Source organism: Pseudonocardia sp. NPDC049635, assembly GCF_040659795.1.
GTDB lineage: Bacteria > Actinomycetota > Actinomycetes > Mycobacteriales > Pseudonocardiaceae > Pseudonocardia.
The window spans coordinates 38,405-50,873 of sequence record NZ_JBFAON010000008.1 but is presented as its reverse complement, the minus strand read 5'-3'; the positions used below and the strand labels follow the sequence as shown (position 1 = coordinate 50,873).

General features: G+C 70.8%; 11 protein-coding genes. 9 read left to right on the top strand and 2 right to left on the bottom strand.

Features of this window, described 5'->3' with window-relative positions; translation table 11 throughout:
• Positions 1-4: 4 nt before the first annotated feature.
• Entirely contained in the window at positions 5-1,426 is a 1,422-nt protein-coding gene (locus AB0J24_RS12300) for a septum formation family protein (RefSeq protein ID WP_358679553.1), read from the bottom strand.
• A gap of 485 nt (positions 1,427-1,911) precedes the next feature.
• Between AB0J24_RS12300 and AB0J24_RS12295 the strand changes: the two genes are divergently transcribed.
• The 9 genes from AB0J24_RS12295 to AB0J24_RS12255 all read left to right on the top strand — a co-directional run bounded on the left by AB0J24_RS12295 (position 1,912) and on the right by AB0J24_RS12255 (position 11,807).
• Positions 1,912-3,486, top strand: coding sequence for an AMP-binding protein (locus AB0J24_RS12295; protein ID WP_358679550.1), 1,575 nt, complete (start codon positions 1,912-1,914; stop codon positions 3,484-3,486).
• A 152-nt stretch (positions 3,487-3,638) separates the two neighbouring features.
• Positions 3,639-4,469, top strand: a complete 831-nt coding sequence (locus AB0J24_RS12290) for an SDR family NAD(P)-dependent oxidoreductase (protein WP_358679547.1) — start codon at positions 3,639-3,641, stop codon at positions 4,467-4,469.
• Between the two features lie 188 nt (positions 4,470-4,657).
• The gene (locus tag AB0J24_RS12285; protein ID WP_358679544.1) at positions 4,658-5,875 is read left to right on the top strand and encodes a TetR/AcrR family transcriptional regulator; all 1,218 of its coding nucleotides are present in this window, start codon (positions 4,658-4,660) and stop codon (positions 5,873-5,875) included.
• Entirely contained in the window at positions 5,865-6,740 is an 876-nt protein-coding gene (locus AB0J24_RS12280; protein WP_358679542.1) for an enoyl-CoA hydratase, read from the top strand. The genes AB0J24_RS12285 and AB0J24_RS12280 overlap by 11 nt, the downstream gene beginning before the upstream one ends.
• A gap of 177 nt (positions 6,741-6,917) precedes the next feature.
• Positions 6,918-8,207 carry an MFS transporter gene (locus AB0J24_RS12275; protein ID WP_358679539.1) on the top strand — a complete coding sequence of 430 codons (1,290 nt, stop codon included), beginning with the start codon at positions 6,918-6,920 and terminating at the stop codon, positions 8,205-8,207.
• Positions 8,208-8,304: 97 nt separating this feature from the next.
• Positions 8,305-9,102: an enoyl-CoA hydratase/isomerase family protein gene (locus AB0J24_RS12270; RefSeq protein WP_358679537.1), complete on the top strand. Its 798-nt coding sequence runs from the start codon at positions 8,305-8,307 to the stop codon at positions 9,100-9,102.
• A 377-nt stretch (positions 9,103-9,479) separates the two neighbouring features.
• Positions 9,480-10,154 (top strand): hypothetical protein, encoded by a 675-nt coding sequence (locus AB0J24_RS12265; protein ID WP_358679535.1) that lies wholly within the window; start codon positions 9,480-9,482, stop codon positions 10,152-10,154.
• A gap of 3 nt (positions 10,155-10,157) precedes the next feature.
• A complete protein-coding gene (locus tag AB0J24_RS12260) occupies positions 10,158-11,324 on the top strand; it encodes a glutathionylspermidine synthase family protein (RefSeq protein ID WP_358679533.1) in 1,167 nt (388 codons plus the stop codon).
• A gap of 30 nt (positions 11,325-11,354) precedes the next feature.
• The gene (locus tag AB0J24_RS12255) at positions 11,355-11,807 is read left to right on the top strand and encodes a DUF350 domain-containing protein (protein WP_358679530.1); all 453 of its coding nucleotides are present in this window, start codon (positions 11,355-11,357) and stop codon (positions 11,805-11,807) included.
• Positions 11,808-11,811: 4 nt separating this feature from the next.
• Here AB0J24_RS12255 and AB0J24_RS12250 read toward each other — a convergent pair whose 3' ends face one another.
• The gene (locus tag AB0J24_RS12250) at positions 11,812-12,453 is read right to left on the bottom strand and encodes an endonuclease (RefSeq protein ID WP_358679528.1); all 642 of its coding nucleotides are present in this window, start codon (positions 12,451-12,453) and stop codon (positions 11,812-11,814) included.
• Positions 12,454-12,469: the final 16 nt, after the last annotated feature.

Sequence of the window (12,469 nt, the reverse complement as noted above, 5' to 3'; positions counted from 1 at the left end):
GGTGTCAGTCGTCGAGGCCGGGCAGGCCCGGCGGGACGTCGAGATCCGGCGACGGCGGGGCGCCGCCGTCCGGCGTGGGTGGCTGCCCGGCGCCGGACTGCTCGGCCGGTGCCGGCGAACCGGGGGCCGACGGGTCGGCCGGGGCGGACGGGTCGGCCGGGTCGCCGGGCGCAGCCGGGTCGGCGGGGGCACCCGGCGCGGTCGCCGCGGGCGGGGCGGGCTGGTCACCGACCACCAGGTTCCCGCGGACCGAGCCGGTGATCGAGGCGAACCCGCTGCCGTCCGGCAGCAGGGTCCCGATGTTGCAGTTGACCTTGCGGCTGCCCGCCTCCCAGGACGCCTCGGAGAGGTTGCCCCAGTAGACGGTGAGGCCCTTCTCGCCGATGACCCGGTCGTTGCCGGCGAAGGTGTTGGCGGCCTCGGTGCAGGCGGGCTGCAGGAAGCCGTCCTGGTCCTCGACCGAGGGGAACTCCTCCGGGAACTCGGTCGACAGGTCGATCACGCCGACGGTCTCGACCGCGTGCGGGCCCGCACAGTCGGTCGGGTCGCCGACGGTGCGGCCGTCGATCGCCAGGCAGGTGCCGGCCGGGTGGACGGCGGACTGGTCCTGATCGGCGACCCGCCCGGTGATCGGGAGCATCGCCCCGCTGCGGGACGCCATCTGCAGGCCGCAGCGCATCCCCTTGTCCCCCTCGTCCCAGCGCTGCTGGGACGGCTTGAGCGCGCCGACCCGGAACTTGCCGTCCGGATCGAACTTCCCGCCCAGGTACTGCGTGACGACCGGTGTGCAGCGCTCGGCGACCAGGGTCTGCCAGGCCTGGTCGGTCGGGAACACCACCTGGTCGGCGAGCGCGACCCGCCCGGCCTGCTCGAACAGGTGCGGCTGCGCGCAGTCGACGGCAGCGGTGTCGGTCGCGTCGGCCCGGGTCCAGTTCAGGCAGGTGCCCGCGGTGTCGGGCGGCGGGGGGAGCGGCGGCGGCGCCTCGACCCGCGGCGGCACCCCGGACGAGGCGAACGAGCCCAGTACCGGGACCTCCGCGCCGAGCAGCGAGTCCAGCGACGCCACGGTCAGCATGAGGAACGCGCCGATCAGGATCCCGATGCCGACCCGGCGGGCGCCGAGCGGGCCGCGCTGCGCGCCGTGGTCGTGGGAGACCGCGGCGCCCGGCCCGTCACCGGCGGCCCTGCGACGGCGCCGGGTCGGCGCCACCGGGGTCGCCGTGGTGCCGGCCGGGCGGGTCAGCAGGGACGTGGTGCCACCCGCGCCGCCGCCTGGATCCCCGCCCGTGGCACCGGCCGACGCTGCTCCGAACCCCGCGCGGCCGTAACGCCCGTCGTAGCCGTCGTAGACCTGTTCCCCGGGGCCGGCGGGCCCGGGGTCGGCGGGCCGGCGGGGAGCGGAGCCGGTGCGGGAGCTGGGATCCATGGCACCCCCCATGATGCAGCGGGCCGTTCGGCGGCTTCATCCGGCCAGGGTCGCGGGGCGGCGGTCGGTCGGGCGGGTGCTGTGAACGTGCAGGTGACGGCCCGGCCGGGCGGCCGCTGCGGCCGCTCGTCGGCGGCACGGCCCACCCGTCGGCGCCGGCCGATCGAGCTCGACCCGATGGTGGACACCGGCCGCCGTCGAGCAGGTCTGCGGTGCGTCGATCCGAGCGGCACGGAGGCCGATGTGAACGAGCACTGAGGCCGGGAAGGTCGTCCGGCGCGGCACTCGACCTCCGACGACCAGTGAAATCTCGTGCCAGAGTTGACTGGAGTGAAGGGTCGTTATACTTTTTCCATCGTCTCCTTTGCTCCGTGGAGTCTGTTTAGGTCCCATTGTCACTGGCCATGGCCTCGCAGCGAACCCCTGCTCGAGGCAGGGGTGAAGATCAATACAAGTTGCTAGCCATCGAAGGAGATGGGTGTCGCATGACGGAGACCGCTGTCCGGCCGGCGCACTTCACGGTCTGGGATCTGCTGCGTACCGGCCGCCGCATCGCCTCGGACGAAGGTGCCGCCGCCAAGCCCGCCGTGATCTGTGAGGAGGCCCGTCTCACCTTCGCCGAGCTCGAGGAGCGCGCGTCGCGGTTGGCATCGGCTCTGGCCGCACGAGGTTTCACCCGCGGTGAACGGGCGGCGGTGCTCCTGCACAACCGGATCGAGTACCTGGAGATCTTCTTCGCGTTGGCTCGGTTGGGCGGGGTGATCGTCCCGGTGAACTTCCTCTTCAAGTCGGAGGAGGTGCATCGACAGCTGCAGGACTGCGGGGCGCGCTGGCTCTTCGTGCAACGTTCGCTCTATGCCGGATCGGTCGAGCCGTTCCGGTTGCACCTCGGCAACACTCCGCTCGCCGTGGTCTCACTGGACGACGAGATCCCCGACTCGCTCCGCTACGCGGACCTCATCGCCTCGGGCGAGCCCGAGGGGGTGGACGTCACCGTCGACGAGAGCGATCTGTTCGTGCTGCAGTACACCTCGGGCACCACAGGGCGTCCGAAGGGAGCGATGCACACTCACGCCACCGTGCTGGCCAACAGTCAGCAGCAACTCGGTGATTTCGGCATCACATCGGCGGACAAGTACCTGTCCGTCCCCGCGCTGTGCTGGGCGGCCGGTTTCCACATGCTCACCCTAGCGACGTTGTGGGCCGGCGGGACGGTGGTGCTCCATCCCAGCGGGAAGCTCGACGCCTCGGCGCTGGTGTGCGCACTGGAGCGGACGCGGGCGACGATGGTGGTCCTGGTGCCGTCCGTGCTCAGACTGTTCCTGGAACAACCGATCGAACATGCCGATCTCTCCGCGTTGCGTCGCGTCCACTCCGGTGCGGAGCCGGTGCGGGTGCACCTGCTTCAGGAACTGTTGCGGCGGTTGCCCGATATCGAGCTGATCCAGGTCTACGGACTGACGGAGCACCCGGTGTGCCTGACGTACCTGGAACCACGGTTCGCGGAATCCAAGATCGGGTCGTCCGGTCGGCCCAGCCGCATCGTGGACCTCAAGATCGTCGACGCCGACGGCGGTGAGCTCCCCCGCGGCGAACCCGGTGAGATCGTGCATCGTTCGCCGGCGCTCGTCGTCGGGTACCACAACCGGCCCGAGGAGACGGCACACGCGTTCCGGGGCGGCTACTACCACACCGGCGACCGCGGCTACCTCGACGACGAGGGATTCCTCCATGTCCAGGGCCGGATCAAGGACATGATCATCTCCGGCGGGTTGAACGTCTACCCGGCAGAGGTGGAGCGGATCATCGAAGCCCATCCCGCGATCGCGGAGGCGGCCGTCGTCGGGGCTCCGGACGAACGGTTCGGTGAGGTCGGACGGGCTCACATAGTTCTGCGCGACGGCATCCAGGTCACCGAGGAGGAACTCGCCGAGCACGTCCGCCGCGACCTCGCCGACTACAAGGTGCCGCGGCGGTGGGTGACGCACGACGAACCGTTGCCGCGGACCGCCTCGGGCAAGTTGCAGAAGTTCAAGCTCACCACACCCACCCCGAGCTGATGGTCCCCCTGGCACGACCGCCCGTGTGCCCGCTCCTATCGGCCGCCCCGCCTCGGCGACTGCTTCTCGTACACCTCCCCACGTCCGACCCGTCACCCTGTGCCACCGACCACCACGGCCCCCCCGGGCCGACAGACCGAGGAGACCGGAACATGCGTGCACTGAGCAACCAGGTCGCGTTGATCACCGGAGCCGGACGAGGGATCGGTCGGGCCACGGCGATCAGGCTCGCCGAGGCCGGCGCTCAGGTCGTCCTGAACGACCTCGACCGGGGTCTGCTCGACGAGACCACCGCCGAGATCGTTGCGGCAGGCGGTCACGCCTCCGGGTTCCCCGGTGACATCACCGATCCGACCTTCGCCGAGGCGTTCGTGAACCATGCCGTCGCTACGTTCGGTGGCATCGAGATCGTGGTCAACAACGCCGGCTGGATGGACATCGGCCCCGCGCAGAAGATCACCGACGCGCACTGGTCGGCCATGTTGGACGTCCACCTCACTGCGCCCTTCCGGATCCTGCGCGCTGCACACCCACTGCTCGCCCGGGCCGGTGCAGGCGACGAGGACCTGCCCCACCCGTACAGCAGGGTCGTCAACGTGACGTCGATCGCCGGGCTCGAGGGTGCACCGGGGGCGGCGCACTACTCCGCCGCCAAGGCCGGAATGGTCGGCCTGACCAAGACTCTGGCCAAGGAGTGGGGCCGACACCGGATCCGGGTCAACGCTGTCGCCTTCGGTGTCATCGAGACCCGGATGACCGGTTCTCGCCGTCCCGACCGGATCGCCACGACACGCACCGGCGCGGCGGCCCGGCTCGGTCTGGACGACCGGGTCCGTGAGCGACTGCTCAGCGCGGTCCCGCTGCAGCGCGCGGGCACCACCGAGGAGGCGGCAGGTGCGGTGTTCATGCTGTGCGCACCGGAGCCCGACTACGTCACCGGGCATGTCCTGGTGTGCAGCGGAGGTCTCTCCTCCATGTCGTAGGACCGCCCCTCGTTCGTTCCCGGCCCACACCGTCGTCCCCGGAGTCTCCTGATGAGCGCAGCCAAGCCGAAAGCCCCGATCGCACAGACCTCCATCCGAGCCGGGACCGACCGGTGATGACACGAGCCGGCACGACGCCGGACCGGGATACGATCCGGACCGATGCTCTTCGGACCGACGGATCGACGATGGCTGTGACCAGTCGGAGCGCCGGACCCGCCCGGTCGGGCGCCATCGTCGCGGCTGCGGCTGCGGCGTTCCACCGGTCCGGCTACCACCAGGCCAACGTGGGCACGATCGCCGAGAAGGTCGGCGTCACCGCCCCGGCCCTGTACCGGCACTACAAGGGCAAGCGGGCCCTGCTCGCCGCGGTCGCCGAGAAGGGTACCGAGCTCTTCAGCACGGCCCTGGACAGTGCGATCGCTCGCGGCGACACCCCCCGGGCCGTCCTCGACGGCGCCCACCACGAGCTGGCCGGGATCGCCGTCGAGCATCGGGTCTTCGCGGCCGTGCTGCAGCGCGACACCCGTTACCTCGACGAGTCGCAGCGAGCGCGCCACACCGAACGCTGGCGCGGGATCGCAGCTCGCCTGTCCGCCATCGTGCGAGCCGTCCGGTCCGACCTGTCCGTCTGGGACGCAGAGCTGCTCACCCGAGCATGGCTGGCCGTCGTCGGCAGTCCGTCCCACTACCGGCTGTCGATAGCCCCGGCACGACACCGGCAGCTCCTCGTCGCCCTGCAACGCAGCGTGTGTGGCAGCACCGCGCTGGTTCCCTCCGAGGACGAGCCGCGACCGCGACCGCACACGCCCGTTTCCGTGCTGCTCGACCGGGCCTCCCGCCGTGAAGCGATCATGGCGGTCGCCAGCCGGTTGTTCCGTGAACGCGGCTACCAGGGCGTCAGCATCGAGGAGATCGCCGAGGTCGCCCAGGTCACCGCCCCGACCGTCTACAGTCACTTCACCAACAAGGCCGAGCTGATGGTCGTCACCCAGGAGCGCGGTACGGCCTGGTTGCAGATGGAGATCGGTCGCGCGCTCGGCGGCGCTGCCGATCCGTACGAGGCGTTGACCGCGGTGTTCGCGTCGTATGCCACGTTCGGTGTGGAGTTCGGCGACCAGATCGCCATCGTCACCCGGGAACTGCACAACCTCCCCGCCGAGCAGTACGAGGTCGTACGACGCTCGCAGCGCGACTACGTCGCCGAACTGGTTCGCGTGGTGACCGCGTGCTCGCCAGGCATGAGGCAGCTCGACGCGGCGGTCCGGACGCACGGCGCGCTCGCGGTCGTCAACGAGATCACCAGGACCCGCCGCTTCCTCGGTCGTCCTCGACTGAAAGCGGAACTCACCGGTCTCAACATCGCGATGCTCACCCCTGGGAAGGGCCGAGACGATGCGCACTGAGAGCGAGTCCTACATCCGCAGCGAGCGCCCCGCACCCGGGATCCACCGGATCGTGCTGGCTCGCGCCGAGAAGCGGAACGCGCAGAACCCCACGTTGCTCTACCAGCTCGACGCAGCGCTCACCTTCGCCGCCACCGACCAGGAGGTCAAGGTCGTCGTGCTGGCTGCCGACGGACCCGACTTCTCCTCGGGCCACGATCTCTCCGCTCCGTTCGCCATGCCCTGCGCACCGGTCGCGACACTCGAGGGCGCCTTCGACGCTCCCGCGGCCGAGGGGCACTTCGCCTTCGAGTGCGAGGCCTTCCTCGGGTTGTGCCGGCGGTGGCGAGAACTTCCGAAGCCCACCATCGCCCAGGTCCAGGGCAGGGTCATCGCGGGCGGGCTGATGCTCGTCTGGCCGATGGACCTCGTCGTGGCAGCTACCGACGCCACGTTCGCCGACCCGGTGGCCGCTTTCGGCACGAACGGTGCGGAGTACTTCGCGCACGCCTACGAGATCGGTGCCCGACGTGCCAAGGAGATCCTCTTCACCGGTGACGCCATCGGTGCCGAGGAAGCCCGCGCGATCGGCATGGTGAACCAGGTCGTCGAGCCGGACCGGCTCGAACGGGCCACCCTCGAGCTCGCGATCCGCATCGCCGAGCGCCCGGCCTTCGGTCTCAGGCTCGCCAAGGCGAGTGTCAACCGCTCCCAGGACGCCCAGGGTCTGCAGCAGGCCCTCGACACCGCGTTCGCTCTGCACAATCTCGGCCATGCCAACAACCTGGCCCGCTTCGGCGCCCTCATCGACCCCTCCGGAGTCGATCTCGTCCGGGCGCGGACGTCACGACGGAGGTCCCCGTCGTCCACCGACGACCTCGGCTGATCCACCCGCCGGCCCTCCGCTTCCGGTGACCGAAGCTTCACGACCCCGACGAGCCAGGAGCTCGCACCTCGCCCGTGAGTGACCTCCTACCGAGATGGAGACGTACCGATGCCCGATCCTGAATCCGTGGCCGATCGATCCCCGAGAGGGACCGCAGACCCTGCACTGCGAACCCATGTGGACGTCGCGACGTCGCGGCGTGCCGCGTGGGCCGGCGGGGTCGGCACGACCGTCGAGTACTACGACTACTCGGTCTACGGCTTCCTCGCCGTCGTGATCGCCCCGCAGTTCTTCCCCTCGGACAGCCCCACGGCGTCGGTGATGGCGGCGCTGCTGCTCTTCGCCACCGGGTTCGTGCTGCGGCCCGTCGGCGGGGTGATCTTCGGGCACATCGGTGACCGATACGGCCGGAAGACCGCCCTCATCGCGACCCTTCTCATGATCGGGATCGCGAGCGGCGGTATCGGCCTGGTCCCGACCTACGACAGCATCGGGGTGTGGGCCGCGGTCCTTCTCGCATTGCTCCGCTGCGCGCAGGGTCTGTCTGCCGGTGGTGAGCTCGGTGGATCGACGGTGTTCATCGCCGAGTCGACCGGGAAGGGCAGGAAAGCAGCCTACGGTGCCGCGACGATGATCGGGATCTCGCTCGGGTTCTCACTCGCCGGAGCGGTCGCCGGCATGGTTTCTGCACTGCTGTCGCCGGAGGACCTGGCCGCGTGGGGGTGGCGGATCCCGTTCCTCCTGAGTCTTCCGCTGTGCCTGTTCTGTCTGTGGCTGCGTCGGCGTGCCGACGAGACCGTGACCACTCCGTCGAAGAGCAAGGACGGTGTGCCGGTGGCCCAGGTCTTCCGGGAGGACGCCGGCACCGTTCTGCTCGCCTCCGGTCTGGCCATCGCTCTGTTCGGTGTCGGCTACATCGGACTGACCTATCTGAGCGTCCATCTGATCCAGGTCCTGGGGTACCCGCCCACCCAGGCCTACTGGGTGGCCGTCGTCGCCATCTTCACTTCCTGTGGGGGTGCGATCATCGCGGGTCGGGTTTCCGACCGGATCGGCCTGATGACGGTGGCGCGGGGCGCAATGTTGACCTTCGCCGTCGTGAGTCTCCCGGCCTTCTACATGATGACGCTGGGCAGCATCCTGCTCGTGACGATCGCCTTCACCACACTCATGATCGTGTACGTCGTCGCGTCGACGCCGATCGTCACCGGAGTCCCGATGCTGTTCCGGCCGAAACACCGCTACACCGCGACCGCACTGGTCTGGAACGTCGGCGCCGTCGTCGCCGGAGCGACCACCCCGCTGGTGTCGTTCTGGTTGGTGGAGGTGGCCGGGAGCTCACTCGCGCCGGTCATGCTCTGCGTCCTCTGGGCGCTGATCGGCGTCGTGTGCGCCGCCCTGGTCCGGCGCCGCCTGGTCGAGATCGAGACGGGGTCGTCCGTGCCGCCACCTGACCGGCAGGCCTGATCCCGGGAGAGCGCGGGCCTACCGGCCTATTCGCCATCGGCCTGGAAGGACCACCGACCAGGCTCCAACGACACGAGACCACGGAAGGCGGACGAACGTGACCGCACGAAAACCGGTGGGCGCCTCGGTGCAGTGGGACGAGATCGGCGAGGGGATCGTCGTGCTCCGGCTCGATCGCCCTCCTGTGCACGCCATGGATCTGGAGATGTGCCAGGCGATCAGCACCGCCTGCCGGACGGTCCGCGAGCGTGCCGAACCCGGGGCGGCGGAACCGGTCCGGGCCGTCGTGCTGACCGGAAGTGGCTCGGTGTTCAGCGCAGGGGTCGATCTCGCGGCCATCGTGCGCGGCGGTGCGGACTACGTCGCCCGCTTCCTCCCCTCACTCGACCGGGTCTTCTCCGACGTCCTCACGCTCGAGGTCCCGGTGGTCGCGGCGCTCAACGGCGCGGCGGTCGGCGGGGGTTGTGTCCTGGCCTGTTGCGCCGACCGCCTCGTCGCGGTGGACACCGCGGCCCCGTTCGGACTGCCGGAGCTCGCCCTCGGGGTCCCCTTCCCGGTCGCAGCATTCGAGGCGGTGCGCCACACCATGAGGAGTGCGACCACCGCCGCCGTCTACGGCGGCCGCGTCGGCACCCTTGACGACGCTCCGTGGGCGGGGGTGCTGCACGATCGCCGGTCTCCGGCCGATCTGCTCCGTACCGCGATCGAGACCGCAGAGGCTCTCGCCGGGGCCGATCGTCGCGCGTTCGGCCGCAGCAAGCGACAGTTGCTGAGGCCGATCGTCGACCGGATCGTCACGCACGCAGACGCCGATCTGGAGTTCGCCCGACAGATCTGGCTCGAGCGGCTCGACTCCGGCGAGTTCCGCCGCTTTCTCGACACCCTGTCCGCATGAGCCGGAACAGGGTTCGGCTGAGCGTGTGCAGCGGTTCTTCGGGTGAGCGCACCCCCGCAGCACCTGCCGTCCGGGTCGAGCCTCCCTGTCGAGTGCTGGGTGTCCACCGGCGTGCAGTGCCCGACGGCCGGCGTCTGCCACGACTCGACCCGGCCGGCCTGGACGAACAGGTGCGGCCGGACGCGGTCGACGGTTGCGGTGTCGGTCGGGTCCGCCGGGCTCCAGCTCACCCGGGTCCATCCGGAGACCGCCGGTCGCCGCGGCGAGGTGTAGCTCGGCGTCCGCCCCGGGGTCCACCGGATCGCTTGGTCTCCGCACCGCCGGGCGAGGCGGACGTTAGGGTGCGTGCGGGGGGATGCGGCGATGGGTGAACAGCGATGACCGACGGACGGCACTCGGACGGGCAGGAACGGCCGGGATCCGGCGCGTCCCCGCCACCCACGGACCCGGGCGCGACCGGTGACGGCCCTCGGGGCCGGATCCGGCACCAGGACGGCAGCACCACGCCGCGGGAGCCCACCCTCGCGGAGAAGCGGGCCCGCGAGCAGAAGCTGCGCGCCGACCGCGAGGAGGTGCGCCGCCGCGAGGCCCGGTCGAAGACCACGAAGCGAGTGCTGATCGGCGCCGGTGCGACGATCGGCGTGGTCGCGCTGATCGCCGCCGTGTACGCCGCCTCCGGTGGGGGCTCCGAGACGGTCGAGGCGCACTGCACCGACGAGCAGGGCGTCATCGTGCCGGACGAGGTCTGCGAGCAGGCCACGGCGAGCCAGGGTCAGGTCGCCACCGGCGGCGGCGGGTTCGCCTTCGTGCCGATCTTCCTCGGTGGCGGCGGCCGGCAGTACCACTACACCTACGGTGGCACCGGCAACGTGGGGCAGGTCGCGACCGGCGGGAACGTGACCCCGCCGCCGAGCGGCACCACCGTGCGCAGCGGGACCAACGGCTCCACCATCGGGTCCACCACCCGCAGCGGGACGATCTCCCGGGGCGGGCTGGGCGTCGGTGGCTCCTCGACGTCCTCGGGCGGCTCCTCCACCTCCAGCGGGAGCTGAGGCGTGCGACGCGAACGCGGCACCCCGCGCCCCGGCTGGGAGAAGATCGTCGCCGAGCAGGGTCTGGCGTTCGGCACCCCGGGCCGGGACGGTTCCGGTGGTGAGCGCCCGTACTGGGACGAGTCGGTGCACTACAGCTTCGAGATGGACGAGATCCTCTCGCTGGAGGCCGACGTCGAGGTGTTGCACTCGATGTGCCTGTCCGCGGTCGACCACGTGGTGACCACCGAGCGGTTCGCCGACTTCGCGCTGCCCGAGTGGAGCTGGCAGGCGGTCGCCGACTCGTGGCGGCGGTCCGATCCGCACGTGTACGGCCGGTTCGACCTGCGTTACGACGGTTCGGGCCCGGCGAAGCTGCTCGAGTACAACGCCGACACCCCGACCTCGCTGCTCGAGGCGTCGATCCTGCAGTGGTACTGGCTGCAGGACGTGCACGCGGGCGACGACCAGTGGAACTCGCTGCACGAGAAGCTGGTCGAGCGCTGGGCGGAGATCAAGTCCGGGCTGCCCTCGGCGGAGGTGCACTTCACCTGGTCCGGGGCGGAGTCGACCGGCGAGGACCACATCACCGTCGGCTACCTGCAGGAGACCGCCGCCGAGGCCGGCCTCGACACCGTGGGTCTGTCGATCGAGGACATCGGCTGGGACTCCGCGCTGGACCGGTTCGTGGACCTCGAGGAGGCCCCGATGTCCGGCGTGTTCAAGCTCTACCCCTGGGAGTGGGTGCTGTCCGACGAGTTCGGCAAGCACGTCACCCGCAGCCTGCCGGAGACCCTCTGGCTGGAACCGTTGTGGAAGTCGCTGCTGTCGAACAAGGCGCTGCTCGCGGTGCTCTGGGAGATGTACCCCGGGCACCCGAACCTGCTCCCCGCCTCACTGGGCAACCCCGGCATCCTCACCGAGTACGTGCGCAAACCGTTGCTCGGCCGCGAGGGCGCGAACATCGCGATCGTCGCGCCCGGCTACGAGACGGCCACCGGTGGCGTCTACGGCGACGAGGGCTACGTCTACCAGATGTTCGATCCGCTCCCCGACTTCGACGGCTACCGCCCGGTGCTGGGGGCCTGGCTGGTCGGCGACACCGCGGCCGGGCTGGGCATCCGGGAGACCGCCGGCCTGATCACCGACGACGGCGCGGCGTTCGTGCCGCACCGCATCCCCCAGTCCTGACCGCTCCCCGCTCCCTCCGGAGGTACCACCGTGATCCTCGCCCAGGCGCTCGACGCCACCTACTGGGGTTTCCTCGGCCGTGGCATCGGCGCGATCCTGCTCTACGCCGTCATCGGCACCCTGATGATGCTCATCGGTTTCTGGGCGATCGACCTCACGACCCCGGGCAAGCTCCCGCAGATGGTGCGGGCCGGGCTGCCGAACGCGGTCACGATCACCGCCGCCGGGATGATCTCGATGGCGTTCATCATCGTGCTGGCGATCTACTCGTCCTACGGCTCGCTGCTGCAGGGCGTGATCTCGTCGCTGGTGTTCGGCCTGATCGGGATCATCGCCCAGGTCGGTGCCGTCCGGCTGCTGGAGTGGGTGACCGGCATCGACATCGGCGAGATCATCCAGTCCGAGGAGCCGCGGGCGGCGGCCAAGGTGGTCGCCGCGGCCCACGTGGCGCTCGGTCTGATCGTGGCGGTCGCCGTCTTCTGACCGGTCACCGCGCGCCGACGTCCTCGGCGAGCCCGCGGTCCAGGCCGGCCCGGGTGAGGGCGGCGGCGAACTCGGCGTGTCGTCCCTGCGGGGTGAGGGCGGCGAGCTCGTCCGGGTCGGTGGGGAGCCCGAGTCGGCGGGCGCCGTCGAGGGCCTTGCCGTCGAGCGCGGGCCGCAGCTCCGGCCACACCGCCTGGAGCTCGCGGGCGATGATCGAGGCACCGGTCGGGCCGATCCGCGGGAACCCGGTGAGCAGGGTCCGGATCCGTTGCGGGTCCCGCCCGGCGCGCTCGCGCAGCCTGCGCAGGTCCCCCGCGTGGTCGTCGACCAGCTGCCCGGCGGCCTCGCCGAGCGCGGTCGCCATCTGCTCGTCGACCCGCCGGTAGTGCGCGCGGTTCAGGACGTCCACCCGGTGCTGCCAGGTGGTGTCGCGCATCCGCCGCGGGGTACCGAGACCGGCGGCGACGAGTTCGCGGGTGGCGGCCACCGCCAGTGCCGACTGCACCGGCGTCGCCAGCAGCGTGCCCAGGACGAACACCCGGTACAGCGGGGCCGGGGTGTCCCGGAGCCGGATGCCCGCCTCGCTCGCGTACGTGGTCCCGGCGCGGTCGAGCAGCGCGGTCACGGTCGCACGGTGATCGGTCATGCGACGGGGCTACCCG

What these genes read in the sequence shown, in the direction of transcription:
- AB0J24_RS12290 (WP_358679547.1), top strand. Translation starts at nt 3,639, where the DNA reads ATGCGTGCACTGAGCAACCAGGTCGCGTTGATCACCGGAGCCGGACGA.
- AB0J24_RS12265 (WP_358679535.1), top strand. Translation starts at nt 9,480, where the DNA reads ATGACCGACGGACGGCACTCGGACGGGCAGGAACGGCCGGGATCCGGC.
- AB0J24_RS12300 (WP_358679553.1), bottom strand. Translation starts at nt 1,426, where the DNA reads ATGGATCCCAGCTCCCGCACCGGCTCCGCTCCCCGCCGGCCCGCCGAC.
- AB0J24_RS12295 (WP_358679550.1), top strand. Translation starts at nt 1,912, where the DNA reads ATGACGGAGACCGCTGTCCGGCCGGCGCACTTCACGGTCTGGGATCTG.
- AB0J24_RS12285 (WP_358679544.1), top strand. Translation starts at nt 4,658, where the DNA reads ATGGCTGTGACCAGTCGGAGCGCCGGACCCGCCCGGTCGGGCGCCATC.
- AB0J24_RS12250 (WP_358679528.1), bottom strand. Translation starts at nt 12,453, where the DNA reads ATGACCGATCACCGTGCGACCGTGACCGCGCTGCTCGACCGCGCCGGG.
- AB0J24_RS12280 (WP_358679542.1), top strand. Translation starts at nt 5,865, where the DNA reads ATGCGCACTGAGAGCGAGTCCTACATCCGCAGCGAGCGCCCCGCACCC.